This window comes from Rahnella victoriana (assembly GCF_004330295.1).
GTDB lineage: Bacteria > Pseudomonadota > Gammaproteobacteria > Enterobacterales > Enterobacteriaceae > Rahnella > Rahnella victoriana.
The window spans coordinates 1-15,072 of the sequence record NZ_SJOJ01000027.1; the positions used below are offsets into that span (position 1 = coordinate 1).

A 15,072-nucleotide genomic window follows, 5' to 3' on the forward strand; every position below is an offset into this window, starting at 1 on the left:
GCTCCTCCCCCTGCGAAGGGGGAGGCTGGGAGGGGGTTTTAAGGGCTAACACCCGGTCAAAGCATACTTCAACCTATTGATTTTACTTTAATACCCCACCCCAACCCTCCCCTTCGCAGGGGGAGGGTGCTGAGCGAGTTTCACTCGCCACCGTAAGTGTTTTTTTGCCCGGCGCCGTTACTGCTCCGGCACACTTCTTGCTTTACCCTCTGTACCTCTTCCCTGAACAGAATTCCTCTATGTCTCATTCGGCTCTCGGTTTTGTGCTGGCATCGAAAAAAAGTGAAATTGCCTGTCTGCAGCAGTTGCTGGAGACGGGCAGGCTGGTCGGCACGATCAGTCAGCTGATCCATGTGCTGCAACGTGAGCGGGGCACGGTGAACATCTTTTTGTGTTCGCACGGCAAACTCTGGGCTGACCAGTTGAATGAGCGGGCGTTGCAGGTGGAGAACGCGGAGCAAGCCGTGGGGCAGCAGCTGGCGGCACTGGATCTGAGCGGGCAGGGTGTGGCAAACGCGCCGCGCCTGTTCAGCCGCATCGCCGCTGTTCTGCACAGTCTCAGCACCCTGCCGTCACTGCGCGGTCAGGTTCAGGCACAGGCCATCAGCCAGCCGGACGCCATGCGGCAGTACAGCGAGGTGATCCGCAGCCATCTGGCGCTGGTGTTTGAAGCCGCGGATATCTCCGGTGATCCGTCCATTTCGCGGGCATTACTGGCGATGTTCAGCTTTATGCAGGGCAAGGAACTGGCCGGACAGGAACGGGCGCTGGGTGCCGCAGGTTTTGCGGCCCGTCATTTCGACGAGGCCGCGCATCAGCAATTGCAGGATCTGATCGACAGTCAGGAGCGTTGTTTCCAGACGTTCAGCGGGTTCGCCGATCCCCGTTGTCTGGCGCAGTGGCAACAGCAGGTGAACACGGACAGCAGTGAATTCGAACGTCTGCGGCGCATTGCCTGCACCCGCATGACACCGGCAGAGGACGCGCTGCGCTGGTTTGAGGTGACGACGGCGCGCATTGACGGCATGAAAACGGTGGAAGACAGTCTGGAAGAAAGCCTGATGGAATGCTGCCGTCAGCGGATCCGCGATGCGCAGAATGCCCTTGCGCGCCAGCAGCAGGATATCGGTGACATCCCGCCGCAGGAGTCGCACTACTCCGCGCTGATCCCCCCGCAGCTTAGCCGGTCGGTGCTGGAACTGGTCGAACAGCAGTCGCGCCAGTTACAGACGCTGGATGCCGAACTGACCGGACTGCGCGCCACGCTGGCCGCACAAAAACGGGTGGAACGCGCCAAAGGCCTGCTGATGCAGCATCACGGTCTGACCGAGCCGCAGGCGCACAAAACCCTGCGCGATATGGCAATGAAGCAGAATAAAAAGCTCTCCGAGATTGCAGAAGCGATGCTCGCGGTGGCGGAAGTATTGGGGAAAAAAATCCCTAATCCCTAAGGAGTAGCTGCACTGACGATGTGCCATCACGATGTGCAGGACGTGCTGTTGCGGTGCAGAAAAGCAGCAATGCCGTGACAGCGTGCCGCTAACCGGCTGATTTAATTGTGCGGCAACAAGTTGGCATACAAGCTGCATTGTTATACGACATAAGCACTAAACCAATGGCGGTTTAGTCAGGATTACGGATAAAGGCGTCCGTTAGCGTTCAGGAAACTGAGCGCTAACTGGACGCTTTTTTTTTGCTCATTTTTCAACTTTACAGGAAGCCGCAATGACGCAAGACAACACTACGCCGGGGCGATTCTCCCGCCGCCGTTTTATCGCGGCCAGCGCGGCGCTGGGCGGCAGCATGATGATGCCCGGTTTTATGAACAGCGTATGGGCGGCCGGCTCCGATGCACCGGAGAAAAAAGAGATCCGCGTCGGCTTTATTCCGCTGACCGACTGCGCCTCCGTGGTGATGGCGGCGGTGAAAAAGTTTGATGAGAAATACGGCATCAAAATCATCCCGAGCAAGGAATCAAGCTGGGCGTCAGTGCGCGACAAACTGGTGTCCGGCGAGCTTGATGCCGCGCATGTCCTTTACGGCCTGGTCTACGGCTTACAGCTTGGCGTTTCCGGCCCGCAGCATGACATGGCGATGCTGATGGCGCTCAACAATAACGGGCAGGCGATCACCCTTTCAAATCAGCTGAAACAGGCCGGTGTCACCGGCGCGGCCTCGCTGAAAAAAGCGGTCGATGCCAGTGCGAAAGGCACGTACACCTTTGCCCAGACTTTCCCCACCGGCACCCACGCCATGTGGCTCTATTACTGGCTGGCGAACGCCGGGATCCATCCGTTTAACGATGTCCGCAATGTGGTCGTGCCGCCGCCGCAAATGGTGGTGAACATGAAAATCGGCAACATGAGCGGCTATTGCGTCGGCGAACCGTGGAACCAGCGCGCCATTCAGGATGATATCGGTTTCACCGCCGTGACCTCGCAGGAAATCTGGCCGGATCATCCGGAAAAAATTCTCGGCACCACTCAGGCCTGGGTGACGGCGAATCCCAACGCCGCCCGCGCCCTGACGGCGGCGGTGCTGGACGCTTCGCGCTGGATCGACACCTCAGACGCCAACCGTATCGAGACCGCGCAGGTGATATCGGCACGCGCCTACATCAATACGCCGGTGGAAACTCTTCAGGGACGGATGCTCGGCGATTACCAAAACGGGCTGGGGAAAACCTGGAAAGACGCCCACAGCATGCGCTTTTTCAACGACGGCGCGGTCAACTACCCCTATCTCTCCGACGGCATGTGGTTCCTGACCCAGCACAAACGCTGGGGACTGCTGGATAAGGATCCGGACTATCTGGCCGTCGCCAGAAAAATTAACCGCACTGACGTCTACAAACAGGCCGCCACGGCGGTGGGTGGGATCAGCCTGCCGTCCGGCGAGATGCGCAGCAGCACGCTCATCGACGGGAAAGTCTGGGACGGCAGCCAGCCTGCTGAATATGCCAACAGTTTTGCCATGAAACGCTAAGTGAGGTCGCCAATGTCTGTTCACTCCCCATCCAAAATTGTCGTACTGGCAGAGCCGGTCAGCGCGCAGATCGTGCCGCTGACCCCCGCGCCGCCGGTCGTTAGCGTGAAAGCGCCTGTCACCGGCCGCGTACATGGCGTGCTGCGCCGGTGGCTGCAACAGGGCATTCCGGCCCTGCTGGGCGTCATTGTGCTGATTGCGCTGTGGCAGGTTGCCGCGCTCAGCAGCAAAGGTTTTCCGACACCGCTGAAAACCTGGGACGCCGCCAAAGTGATTTTCGCCGATCCGTTTTACATCGCGGGACCAAACGACATGGGGATCGGCTGGAACGTACTGGCCTCGCTGCAACGTGTGGCGACCGGGTTCGGGCTGGCGGCGCTGGTGGGCATTCCCGCCGGTTTCCTGATCGGACGTTTCCGCTTTATCGCCCGCATGCTCAACCCGGTGATTTCGCTGCTGCGCCCGGTCAGCCCGCTGGCGTGGCTGCCGATTGGTCTGCTGCTGTTTCAGCGTGCTGAACCGGCCTCGGCATGGACCATTTTTATCTGCTCCATCTGGCCGATGATCCTTAACACCGCAGAAGGCGTGATGCGTATTCCGCAGGATTATCTCAACGTCGCGCGGGTGCTGAAACTCAGTGAATTCACCGTGATGCGCAAGATCCTGTTTCCTGCCGTGTTGCCTTACATCCTGACCGGTGTGCGCCTGTCGATCGGCATCGCGTGGCTGGTGATCGTCGCCGCCGAAATGCTCACCGGCGGCGTCGGCATCGGTTTCTGGATCTGGAACGAATGGAACAACCTCAATGTGGAAAACATCATTATCGCCATCCTGCTGATTGGCGTGGTGGGCATGGCGCTGGAACAGGGGCTGATGGCCATTGCCCGCCGCTTCAGCTACGACAACGTCAGGAGCCTGAGATGAAAAATGACAAAGCCATTATCCGCGTGCAAAACGTCAGCCAGCAATTTCCGACCGCAAAAGGCACGTTTCTGGCGCTCGACAACGTCAGTTTTGATATTGCGCAGGGCGAAACGGTCAGCCTGATCGGGCATTCCGGCTGCGGGAAATCCACCTTGCTGAACCTGATTGCCGGGCTGAGTCGCCCGACGGCAGGGGTGTTGCTGTGTGATAACCAGGAGATTACCGGTCCGGGGCCGGAGCGCGGTGTGGTGTTTCAGAACCATTCCCTGCTGCCCTGGCTGACCACGACGGAGAACGTCGCGCTGGCGGTGAATCAGGTATTCAAAGGAGTGATGAGTAAAAGTGAAATGCGCGAGTGGATCGCGCACAACCTCGAGCTGGTGCATATGGGGCACGCCGCCGACAAGCGTCCGGGTGAGATTTCCGGCGGCATGAAACAGCGGGTGGGGATTGCCCGCGCACTGGCGATGAAACCCAAAGTGCTGCTGATGGATGAACCTTTCGGTGCGCTCGACGCCCTGACCCGCGCGCATTTGCAGGATGCGGTGATGGAGATCCAGTCGCGTCTGAACACCACCATTTTGCTGATCACCCATGACGTTGATGAAGCGGTGCTGCTGTCGGATCGCGTGATGATGATGACCAACGGCCCGGCGGCGAAAGTCGGCGAGGTATTACAGGTGGAACTGGAACGTCCGCGTTCGCGGCTGGCGCTGGCGAACGACCCGATGTTCCACCGTTACCGCCAGCAGGTGTTGCAGTTTCTGTACGAAAAACACCGGTCAGTGGCCTGATTCAACCGGCAGGATAAGCGCAATGGAAAAACCCACGTTGATGGTGATCGGCAACGGCATGGCGGGCGCGCGACTGGTGGAACGGTTGTGCGAACAGGCAGCGGACCGGTTCCGCATCCTGATGATCGGCGATGAAGCACAGCCTGCGTATAACCGCATCCTGCTGACGCCGGTGCTTGCCGGTGAAAAGCACTTTGATGACATCGTGACCCATGATGCGTCGTGGTATCAACGTCACAGTGTCACATTTATGGCCGGTGCGGCGGTAACGGAGATTGACCGCAAGGCCCGCAGGGTGCGGGCGGGCGGGCAGTGGTTGGCGTACGACCATCTGGTGCTCGCCACCGGTTCCCGGCCTTTTATGCCGCCTTTGCCCGGCGCGACACTGCGCGGCATTTATGGTTTTCGTGCTCAGCAGGATGTGGAAAACATCCTCGACGGGCATTACGCCGGACAACCGGCGGTGGTGATTGGCGGCGGGGTGCTGGGGGTGGAAGCCGCCGCCGCCCTGGCACAGCGCGGTATGCAGGTCAGCCTGCTGCACCGTGGCGCGTATCTGATGGACAGTCATCTCGATGAACACGCCGCCGGGCTGCTGCGTGACAGCCTGACGGCGCGGGGTATTACGGTGATTTTGCAGGCACAAACGCGGGCGTATGCCGGGGATGCACAGGGCAATGTGCAGGCGGTCAGGCTCCGCGACGGGCGGGACATTCCGGCGCAGCGCGTGGTGGTGGCGGCGGGTGTCCGGCCTGATATCGCGCTGGCGCAGGCCGCCGGACTGGCCTGCGATCGCGGCATTCTGGTCAGCGACACGCTGCACACTTCCGACCCGGCCATTTCCGCGATTGGCGAATGTTGTCAGCAGGGGGAGCTGACGGCCGGGCTGGTGGCACCGTGCTGGCAACAGGCCGATGCGCTGGCGGCCCGTCTGGCGGGCGGGCAAAAGGTGTCATCAGTGATCCCGCCGCTGCCGCTGCGCCTGAAAGTAACCGGCCTGGCGTTGTTCTGCGCCGGTGAACTGCATGCCGGTGACGGGGCGCAAATCCACACCGTCTCAGACCCGATCGACGGCCATTACCGCCGCCTGATCCTGCGCGATAACCGCCTCACCGGCGTGTTGCTGTGGGGCGATATCAGTGACGGACCGCAATACGTTTCACGACTCAGCCATCCCTGCGTGCAGCAGGCAAAACTCAGTGTTTTCAGTCCCGGTGACGTCCCGGCTACGTCCGGTCTCACGGCCATCACATCAGAACAGTTACCCGTTGAGGTGACGAGGAGCAATGCAATGTCGAAACCCGTTTTAGTCATGGCCGGACACGGCATGGTCGGTCACCATTTCCTGCAACAGCTGGTGGAGCGGGAACTGCATCTGCAATATCAGGTGATCGTGTTTGCGGAAGAAACGTCACCGGCTTACGACCGCGTACATTTATCAGAGTTTTTCTCCGGCCGCAGCGCGGAATCGCTGTCGGTGGTGGAGGACGACTTCTTTGAATCGACCGGTATCGAGCTGCGCCTGGGGCATTGCATCGGCCATATTGATACCCGCCACCGTTTTGTGGTCGATCATCAGGGGCGACAGACCCCTTACGATCTGCTGGTGCTGGCGACTGGCTCTTATCCGTTTGTGCCGCCCATTCCGGGCAACGACGCGCCGGGTTGTCTGGTGTACCGCACGCTCGACGACCTTGCGGCGATCCGCGACTGCGCAGCGGAAGGCAAAACCGGCGTGGTGGTCGGTGGCGGGCTGCTGGGGCTGGAAGCGGCAAACGCGCTGAAACATCTCGGGCTGCACACGCATGTGGTGGAATTCGCGCCCCGGCTGATGGGGGTTCAGCTCGATGAAGGCGGGGCGGCGATGCTGCGCCGCAAGATTGAAGCGCTGGACGTGCAGGTTCATACCGGCAAGGAAACCCGCGCCATCGTGGCGGGGGAAGCCAGCCGCTATCGCATGGAGTTTGCCGACGGCGGTCATCTGGAAACCGATCTGGTGCTGTTCTCCGCCGGGATCCGTCCGCGTGATCAGCTGGCAAAAGCGTGCGGGCTGGACGTCGGGCCGCGCGGCGGCATCGTGATTAACGATCAGTGCCGAACCTCGGATCCGGCCATTTTTGCCATCGGTGAATGTGCGTTATGGAACGGGCAGATTTTCGGTCTGGTGGCGCCCGGCTATCAGATGGCGCGCACGCTGGCGGATACGCTTTCCGGCAGCGAGGTGGCGTTTAAAGGGGCGGACATGAGCACCAAACTGAAGCTGCTGGGCGTGGACGTCGCGTCAGTCGGCGACGCGCATGGCCGCACGCCGGGCAGTCAGAGTTACAGCTGGGTGGATGGACCGGCGGAAGTGTACAAAAAAATCGTGGTCTCCCAGGACGGTAAACGTCTGCTCGGTGCGGTGCTGGTCGGCGACAGCAACGAGTACAGCACGCTGTTACAGATGATGCTTAACGACATGCCGCTGCCCGCCAGACCGGAAAGCCTGATCCTGCCTGCCGGGGCAGGCGCAGCGCCACAAAGTCTCGGCGTGGCGGCACTGCCGGATGGTGCACAAATCTGTTCCTGCCATAACGTCAGCAAATCCGCTATCTGTGACGCGGTGAAAGGCGGCTGTGGCGACATGGCGGCAGTCAAAGCCTGCACCAAAGCCGCCACCGGCTGCGGCGGCTGTGCGGCGCTGACCAAACAGGTGATGGAATTCGCGCTGAGTGAAATGGGCGTCGAGGTGAAAAAAGACGTCTGCGAGCATTTTGCGTACTCCCGTCAGGAGATGTACCACCTGGTGCGCATGGGCAAACTCCGCAGTTTTGCCGAACTGATTCAGAAACACGGGCGCGGCAGCGGCTGTGAAATCTGCAAACCGCTGGCCGGATCGATTCTGGCGTCCTGCTGGAATGACTACCTGCTCACACCGCAGCATTTGCCGTTGCAGGACACCAACGATCGTTACTTTGCCAATATTCAGAAAGACGGCACCTATTCCGTGGTGCCGCGTGTCCCGGCCGGTGAAATCACGCCGGACGGCCTGATTGCCATCGGTCAGGTCGCCAAACGCTATAACCTCTACACCAAAATCACCGGCGGTCAGCGGGTGGATTTGTTCGGCGCGCGCCTCGAACAACTGCCTGAAATCTGGCAGCAACTGGTGGAAGCCGGTTTCGAAACCGGCCATGCCTACGGCAAATCGCTGCGCACGGTGAAATCCTGCGTCGGCTCGAACTGGTGCCGCTACGGCGTGCAGGATTCCACCTCGCTGGCGCTGCAACTGGAGCACCGCTACAAGGGACTGCGTTCACCGCACAAAATCAAAATGGCGGTGTCCGGTTGCACCCGCGAATGTGCCGAAGCGCAGAGCAAAGACGTTGGCGTGATTGCCACTGAAAAGGGCTGGAATTTATATGTCTGCGGCAACGGCGGCATGAAACCGCGTCATGCGGATTTGCTGGCGCAGGACATGAGCACCGGCGATCTGATCCGCACCGTGGACCGCTTCCTGATGTTTTACATCCGTACCGCCGACCGTCTGCAACGCACCAGCACCTGGATGGATAATCTCGAAGGGGGCATGGAATATCTGCGACAGGTGGTGCTGGAAGACAGCCTGCATATCGGCGCGGAACTGGAAAGCGAGATGAACGCGGTGGTCGGCACTTATCAGTGCGAATGGCAAACCACGCTGGCCGATCCTGACCGGCTGGCGCTGTTCCGTCCGTTCGTTAACAGCACCGCGCCGGATGAGGCGGTGGTGATGGTCACCGAGCGTCAGCAGGTGCGTCCGGCGCGTGCGCATGAACGGGCGGCACGGGAGGGGATCACGATCAGTGAGCCGGTGATGGCGGTGCAGGGCTGGGTGGCGTTGTGCGATCTGACCGCGATCCCGGCCAATGCCGGTATGGCGGCACGGCTGGCGCACCGGCAGATTGCGCTGTTCCATTTACCGGATCATCCGCAGCAGGTCTTTGCCCTGAGCAACCGCGAGCCGGACAGCGATGCCAACGTGCTGGCACGGGGACTGGTGGGGGATGTGCAGGGCGAACCGGTGGTGATTTCGCCGCTGTATAAACAGCGTTTCCGCCTGCGGGACGGGCGCAACGTGGATGACGCGCAGTCCGCGCTGCACGTCTGGCCGGTGAAAGTGGAAAATGGCCGCGTCTGGGTGCAGGAACAGCCGGTGCAGACCGCCGCTGAAATCGCCGCGACGGTCAGCGTATGAAGACACCTTCCGTTACCGTTCCGGCACTGACCACCTGCGCCTATTGCGGCGTGGGGTGTGGCGTCAGCATGCGGCCCGAGGGAGACGATTTTTGTGCAGAGGGCGACCCGAACCATCCGGCGAACCACGGGCGGCTGTGCGTGAAAGGCAGCGCGCTCGGCGAAACGCTGGGACTGGCCGGACGGCTGTTACAGCCGGAAATCAACGGTCAGCCGGTGAGCTGGACACAGGCGCTGGATACGCTGGCGCAACGCCTGCTGGCGGTGATCCGCGAGCACGGGCCGCAGGCGGTGGCGTTTTACGGCTCCGGCCAGTTGCTGACCGAAGATTATTACGTCGCCAATAAGCTGATGAAGGGCTTTATCGGCGCAGGAAATATGGATACCAATTCGCGGCTGTGCATGGCTTCCGCCGTGGCAGCCTACAAACGCGCCTTCGGAGCCGACGCCGTACCGTGCAGTTATCAGGATCTGGAACAGGCGGACTGCGTGATATTAACCGGTTCGAATACCGCCTGGGCGCATCCGGTGGTGTATCAGCGGCTGGTGCAGGCTAAACAGGCGCGTCCTGAAATGCGTATCGTGGTAATTGACCCGCGTCAGACTGCAACCTGTGATATCGCGGATTTGCATCTGGCCCTGCGTCCCGGCAGCGATGCGGCACTGTTCTGCGGCGCGCTCAATGCGCTGGCTGAGAGCGGCAATCTTGACCGCGATTTCCTGCACCATCACACGCAGGGCGCGGAAGAGACGTTGCAGGCAGCGCGGGACTGGACGGTGGCGCGTACCGCCGCGTTCTGCGAATTGCCCGCTGAACAGTTGCTGGCGTTTTACCAGATGATTGCAGGCTGTACGCGGCTGGTGACGCTGTATTCCATGGGCATTAACCAGTCCAGTTCCGGCGTTGATAAATGCAATGCCATCATCAATCTGCATCTGGCGACCGGCAATATCGGGCGCGAAGGCTGCGGACCCTTTTCCATCACCGGCCAGCCAAACGCCATGGGCGGGCGGGAAGTTGGCGGGCTGGCGAATCAGCTGGCGTCACACATGGGCTTTACAGCGGAAGATATCGGGCGTGTCGGCCGCTTCTGGAAGAGTGACAACGTCACTCAATCCGCCGGGCTGAACGCCGTGGATCTGTTCCGTGCGGTGGAAGACGGCCGGATAAAAGCGGTATGGATCATGGGCACCAATCCGCTGGTCTCGCTGCCGGATGCGGACCGGGTACGCGCCGGACTGGCCCGCTGTCCGCTGGTGATTGTCTCCGACATCATGCGCGACACCGATACCACCCGCGCCGCGCATATCTGTTTACCCGCGCTGGGCTGGGGCGAAAAAAATGGCACGGTCACCAACTCGGAACGCTGCATCTCGCGTCAGCGGGCGTTTCTGCCCGCACCAGGAGAGGCGAAAGCGGACTGGTGGATCCTCAGTCAGGTGGCGCAGCGGCTGGGGTTCGGTCAGGCTTTTGCCTGGCAGCATCCGGCGGAGATTTTCCGTGAACATGCGGCGCTTTCCGGTTTTGAAAATCACGGCGCGCGGGCGTTTGATATCAGCGGGCTGGCGACGCTGTCGGATGAAGAATGGGACAACCTGCGTCCCGTGCAGTGGCCGGTGAACGCGGCGCATCCGCAAGGCACCGCGCGGTTATTTACCGATAACACTTTCTTTCACCCCGACGGCAGGGCGCGGCTGGTGGCGATCACGCCACGGCTGCCCGTCAGCCCGACGTCAGCGGCCTGGCCGCTGATCATGAATACCGGCAGGGTGCGCGACCAGTGGCATACCATGACCCGCACCGGGAAATCGGCGCGGCTGATGCAGCACATCAGCGAACCCTTCTGTCAGTTTCATCCCGACGATGCGCCGGACATTCAGGCCGGTGATCTGCTGCGCGTGGCCTCGTCGCACGGCTGGCTGCTGCTGCGTGCGCAACCGGACAACCTGCAACCGCGCGGCAGCGTGTTTGTGCCGATGCACTGGAACAGCCGGTTCAGCCAGCAGGCGCGGGTGGATGCGCTGATTGCGGCGCATGTGGATCCGCTCTCAGGGCAGCCGGAAAGCAAGCATATGCCGGTCAGCCTGCGGCGCTGGCAGGCCGCGTGGCAGGCTGAACTGTTTATCCGCGGTGAAGAGCGCGAGCCGCCGGTGACCGCTTACCGGAGCCTGATCACCCAGCCGGGCATCACGCATTTCACGCTGGCCGATTCGTCACTGCCCGCCGACTGGATGGCGTGGCTGGACGAGTCTTACGCCACCAACCAGATGGTCTGCCAGACCGCCCGGACGGGCGACGACGGTTTCAGTCTGCTGGCCTGGGCAGAGGGCGCATTGCAACTGGCGTTTTATGCCTGCCGCACACCGCCGTCACCTGACCGGCAGGCGGTGGTGGCTGCCTTTACCACGCCGCCGCACACCGCGTCGCAACGTCTGGCGCTTTTGGCCGGTCGCACCGCCCGCGATACCCCCCCGGCAGGCGCGATGATTTGCAGCTGCTTTTCGGTGGGTGAAATCCGCATCGCACAGGCGGTACAACAGGGCTGCCACAACGTGCAGCAGCTTGGCGAAACACTCAAATGCGGCACCAATTGCGGCTCATGCATTCCTGAACTCAAAAACATCATAGCCCGTCAGCGTGTCACGCAAACGGAAGGAGACAGCCAGTGAATATTCCCGAAACATTCTTACAGGTGCAGCAGATCGCGCACATCATGGCAGCCGCCACCCTGCGTCAGCCGGTATGTCGCGGCGAAGTCTGGCTGGTGGGTGCCGGGCCGGGTGATGTGGAATTACTGACCCTGAAGGCGCTGCGCGTGATACAGCAGGCGGAGGTGGTGGTGTTTGACCGGCTGGTCTCCGCGCCGGTGATGGCGCTGATCCCGGAGGACGCACTGCGCATTGACGCCGGTAAATCCACACGTCATCACACCCTCGGGCAGCCGGAGATTAACCAGTTACTGGTCGATCTGGCGCAGAACGGTCACCGTGTGGTACGTCTCAAAGGCGGCGATCCCTTTATTTTCGGGCGGGGCGGTGAGGAGATGGCGCACTGTCAGCAGCACGGCGTGACCTGCCATATCGTGCCGGGGATCACGGCGGCGATGGGGTGTGCGGCGGCCAGTGGTATTCCGCTGACGCACCGGGATCTGGCGCAGTCCGTACGCTTTGTCACCGGTCACGGCGCGCAGGGTGAGCCGGACGTTGACTGGTCTGCGCTGGCGATGGCGCGCCAGACGCTGGTGTTTTACATGGGCATCGCCGGCAGCGACAGCATCAGTCAGAAACTGATGGCCAACGGTATGCCGCCAGACATGCCGGTCGCGGTGATCGAACGCGGCACGCAACCGGAACAGCGGGTATTCACCGGCACGCTGGATTCACTGGGGAATATCATCGTGGCGAACCGGGTGGTTACGCCCGCGTTGCTGATTATCGGCGAGGTGGCGGGAATGTACCGGCAGCCTGCGCGACAGGTTCAGCGCGAAACTGAAACTGTCCGCTGATTCTTGATCCGCACAATATCGGCCATCACCGCCAGCGCGATTTCGGCGGGGGTTTTGCTGCCGATATCAATACCAATCGGGGCGTGAATGCGGGTCAGTTCTTCCGCGGTCATGCCGCCGGTGGTTTCCAGCCTTCTGATGCGGTTCTGGCTGTTACGCAGCGACCCCATGACGCCGATGTAAAACGCGTCGGTGTTGACCGCTTCCATCATGGTCAGGTCATCCATTCTCGGATCATGGGTCAGCGCGACGATGGCGGTATTCGCGTGGCAGCCGTGTTGTTCGAGATAGCGCGCCGGAAACACCGTTTCAAGGATCGGCGAACCGCTGATTTGTCCGCGAAAATTCTCCAGAATGTCTTCCCTCGGCTCACAAATCACCGTTTCAAACCCCAGCCCGCTGGCAAACTCCGCGCAGAATACCGCCACGGCAGACAGCCCGGCGATGATAATGCGCGGTGCGCAGGCGAGGGTAATGACGATTTCAGACGCATCACGTTCAACAATGGTGCTGCTGCGCCAGGTTTCCTGCGTTAAGGAATGGCAGGCCGCAGGCGGCGTAATGCGTTTTTTCAGCGCAAAATGACAGTTCAGCGACTCGCCGATCCCGGCGATATAAGCCTGATTCGCCGCCGTGGGGGCGAGATACTCAATCAGAATATCCAGCACGCCGCCGCAGGGCAGCGCGCGATCCGGCGTTAATCCGCCGTCGCCGTAGCGCACCACCTGACTCGGCTGGCGAAAATCACCGTCGCGGATGCGCTGAATAAAATCATCCTCAATACAGCCGCCGGACAGCGAACCACAAAAATGGCCGTCGCGGTTTATCACCATTAATGTGCCCGGCGGACGGGGGGATGAACCGAAAGTGCTGAGCACCGTGCACAGCCATATCGGCTGATCGTTAATCCAGCGGGCTGACTGACTGATCACGCTGATATCCAGACTTTGCATTGGTTAACACCCTTGTTATGTCTAAAATAACCGGCATGTGGATTAACTCATCATTATAGATGTTTATGAAAATGGCTTCGGGAGCAATCTGAAATGAAACAACCCGTGGTGATATTGCTGGCGGCGGGCTTCAGCCGTCGTTATCAGCAGGCGACCGGTCGGCATAAATTACTGGAAGAGCTTACCGGTACCGGCATGACGATATTTCAGCACAGCCTCGGCAATGTTTTGCGAACAGGCTTGCCGGTCTGCGTGGTGCTGCGCCCCGGTTCACAGGAATTGCAGGCGTTCTGCCAGCGTGTGGATGTGCCTTTTGTCTGCGTGGAGAGTCAGGGCATGGGCGATTCCCTGGCGGCCGGTGTACAGGCCATGGGGGAAGCCGGTGGCTGGATTATCACGCTGGCGGACTTGCCCTATATCCTGCCGCAAACCTATGACGATATCGCTCAGGCCGTGCGCGCCGGGCAATGTGCCAGACCGGTGTATCACGGACAACCGGGGCATCCTGTCGGATTCCCCGCCTCCATGCGGACCTCGCTGGTCGCCTTACAGGGCAGCGGCGGGGCGCGCGACCTGCTGAAAACGCACCCGCCATTAAACATCGAAAGTGAAGATCCGGGCTGCGTGTGGGATATCGACCTGCCGGGTGATCTCAAAATTTGAACGGTTCGCCTTTAGTGACAGCTGTTTTTCTTATGCCTAATTCGTCCATATTTATATTTTTAAATTCGTAGTCGCTCATTCTTCCTTATGCAATTCTTTGACCTACAAAAGAAAAAATACCGGATCTTCATTTTTAACATTTGGGGCGTCACTGCCTCTGAAGACTATTCATAAGGAAAAACGATGGCTGTCATTAACGTAAATAAAACCCAGATTGCTGCCGGACTGTTTCTGGCGCTCAGCACGATTTCTACTTTTGCCGCGCACGCGGATCAGCTGGCGGACATCAAAAAAGCCGGTGTGGTGAAGGTCGCGACGTTCGATTCCAATCCGCCGTTTGGATCTGTTGATGCCAAAACCCATGACATCGTCGGTTATGACGTGGATTTCGCGAAAGCGCTGGCGAAAACGCTGGGTGTTAAATTGCAACTGGTGCCGACCAATCCGGCGAACCGTATTCCGTTATTACAGTCCGGTAAAGCCGATCTGATCGTGGCGGATATCACCATCACGCCGGAACGCGCAAAAGTGATCGACTTCTCTGTGCCTTATTTCGTCACCGGCCAGCAGTTCCTGGTCCCGGCCGGATCGCCGGATAAGCTGGATGCCTATGCCACGGCACGCATCGGTGCGGTGAAAGGCACCACCGGCGAGCAGGAATTGCATAACCGCTTCCCGCAATCCCGCGTGCTGTCTTATGACGATATTCCGCTGGCACTTTCTGCGCTGCGGAACGGCAACGTGCAGGCCATTACGCAGGACAGCACCATTCTGGCGGGGCTGCTGGATGGCGCGCCGGACAAAGCAAAATACAAAGTGCTGCCTGAATTGCTGAGCAAAGAAGAGATTGGCGTGGGCGTCAAAAAAGGCGAAACCAGCCTGCTGAAAGTGGTCAATGACGAGCTGCTGAATCTGGAGAAAAATGGTCAGGCGGTCAGCATTTATAACGTCTGGTTCGGTCCGCAGACCAAATCCCCTCAGCCGCGTCTGTTCAAAATCGAAGCCAAATAATCTGTTTTATGCAAGGTAAGA

At 60.2% G+C, this 15,072-nt stretch carries 10 protein-coding genes; 9 read left to right on the plus strand and 1 reads right to left on the minus strand.

Annotated features, from left to right (window positions below):
* The first annotated feature begins 239 nt into the window (after positions 1-239).
* The 7 genes from EYY67_RS19585 (at position 240) to cobA (ending at position 12,424) form a co-directional block, all read left to right on the plus strand.
* Positions 240-1,451, plus strand: coding sequence for a nitrate regulatory protein (locus tag EYY67_RS19585; RefSeq protein ID WP_131694202.1), 1,212 nt, complete (start codon positions 240-242; stop codon positions 1,449-1,451).
* Positions 1,452-1,725: 274 nt separating this feature from the next.
* Positions 1,726-2,985 (plus strand): CmpA/NrtA family ABC transporter substrate-binding protein, encoded by a 1,260-nt coding sequence (locus EYY67_RS19590; protein WP_095922147.1) that lies wholly within the window; start codon positions 1,726-1,728, stop codon positions 2,983-2,985.
* Between the two features lie 12 nt (positions 2,986-2,997).
* Positions 2,998-3,909 carry a nitrate ABC transporter permease gene (ntrB, locus tag EYY67_RS19595; RefSeq protein WP_131694203.1) on the plus strand — a complete coding sequence of 304 codons (912 nt, stop codon included), beginning with the start codon at positions 2,998-3,000 and terminating at the stop codon, positions 3,907-3,909.
* On the plus strand, positions 3,906-4,703 hold the full coding sequence (locus EYY67_RS19600; RefSeq protein WP_131694204.1) for an ABC transporter ATP-binding protein: 798 nt from the start codon (positions 3,906-3,908) through the stop codon (positions 4,701-4,703). The genes ntrB and EYY67_RS19600 overlap by 4 nt, the downstream gene beginning before the upstream one ends.
* 22 nt (positions 4,704-4,725) lie before the next feature.
* Positions 4,726-8,919 (plus strand): nitrite reductase large subunit NirB, encoded by a 4,194-nt coding sequence (gene nirB / locus EYY67_RS19605; RefSeq protein WP_131694205.1) that lies wholly within the window; start codon positions 4,726-4,728, stop codon positions 8,917-8,919.
* Positions 8,916-11,588: a nitrate reductase gene (locus tag EYY67_RS19610; RefSeq protein WP_131694206.1), complete on the plus strand. Its 2,673-nt coding sequence runs from the start codon at positions 8,916-8,918 to the stop codon at positions 11,586-11,588. The genes nirB and EYY67_RS19610 overlap by 4 nt, the downstream gene beginning before the upstream one ends.
* A 23-nt stretch (positions 11,589-11,611) precedes the next feature.
* Positions 11,612-12,424, plus strand: coding sequence for a uroporphyrinogen-III C-methyltransferase (gene cobA, locus EYY67_RS19615; RefSeq protein ID WP_415838659.1), 813 nt, complete (start codon positions 11,612-11,614; stop codon positions 12,422-12,424).
* Here cobA and EYY67_RS19620 read toward each other — a convergent pair.
* Positions 12,397-13,377: an XdhC family protein gene (locus tag EYY67_RS19620; RefSeq protein ID WP_131694207.1), complete on the minus strand. Its 981-nt coding sequence runs from the start codon at positions 13,375-13,377 to the stop codon at positions 12,397-12,399. The two genes, cobA and EYY67_RS19620, sit on opposite strands and share 28 nt — an antisense overlap.
* A 93-nt stretch (positions 13,378-13,470) precedes the next feature.
* Between EYY67_RS19620 and EYY67_RS19625 the strand changes: the two genes are divergently transcribed.
* A complete protein-coding gene (locus tag EYY67_RS19625) occupies positions 13,471-14,040 on the plus strand; it encodes a nucleotidyltransferase family protein (RefSeq protein WP_131694208.1) in 570 nt (189 codons plus the stop codon).
* A gap of 183 nt (positions 14,041-14,223) precedes the next feature.
* Complete coding sequence (locus EYY67_RS19630; protein ID WP_131694209.1) at positions 14,224-15,051, plus strand: ABC transporter substrate-binding protein; 828 nt, start codon at positions 14,224-14,226, stop codon at positions 15,049-15,051.
* The last annotated feature ends 21 nt before the right edge of the window (positions 15,052-15,072 follow it).

Excerpts from the sequence above, each read along its gene's own strand:
- EYY67_RS19590 (WP_095922147.1), top strand. The coding sequence starts at position 1,726 with ATGACGCAAGACAACACTACGCCGGGGCGATTCTCCCGCCGCCGTTTT.
- EYY67_RS19585 (WP_131694202.1), top strand. The coding sequence starts at position 240 with ATGTCTCATTCGGCTCTCGGTTTTGTGCTGGCATCGAAAAAAAGTGAA.
- EYY67_RS19600 (WP_131694204.1), top strand. The coding sequence starts at position 3,906 with ATGAAAAATGACAAAGCCATTATCCGCGTGCAAAACGTCAGCCAGCAA.
- EYY67_RS19620 (WP_131694207.1), bottom strand. The coding sequence starts at position 13,377 with ATGCAAAGTCTGGATATCAGCGTGATCAGTCAGTCAGCCCGCTGGATT.
- EYY67_RS19625 (WP_131694208.1), top strand. The coding sequence starts at position 13,471 with ATGAAACAACCCGTGGTGATATTGCTGGCGGCGGGCTTCAGCCGTCGT.
- ntrB (WP_131694203.1), top strand. The coding sequence starts at position 2,998 with ATGTCTGTTCACTCCCCATCCAAAATTGTCGTACTGGCAGAGCCGGTC.
- EYY67_RS19610 (WP_131694206.1), top strand. The coding sequence starts at position 8,916 with ATGAAGACACCTTCCGTTACCGTTCCGGCACTGACCACCTGCGCCTAT.
- EYY67_RS19630 (WP_131694209.1), top strand. The coding sequence starts at position 14,224 with ATGGCTGTCATTAACGTAAATAAAACCCAGATTGCTGCCGGACTGTTT.
- nirB (WP_131694205.1), top strand. The coding sequence starts at position 4,726 with ATGGAAAAACCCACGTTGATGGTGATCGGCAACGGCATGGCGGGCGCG.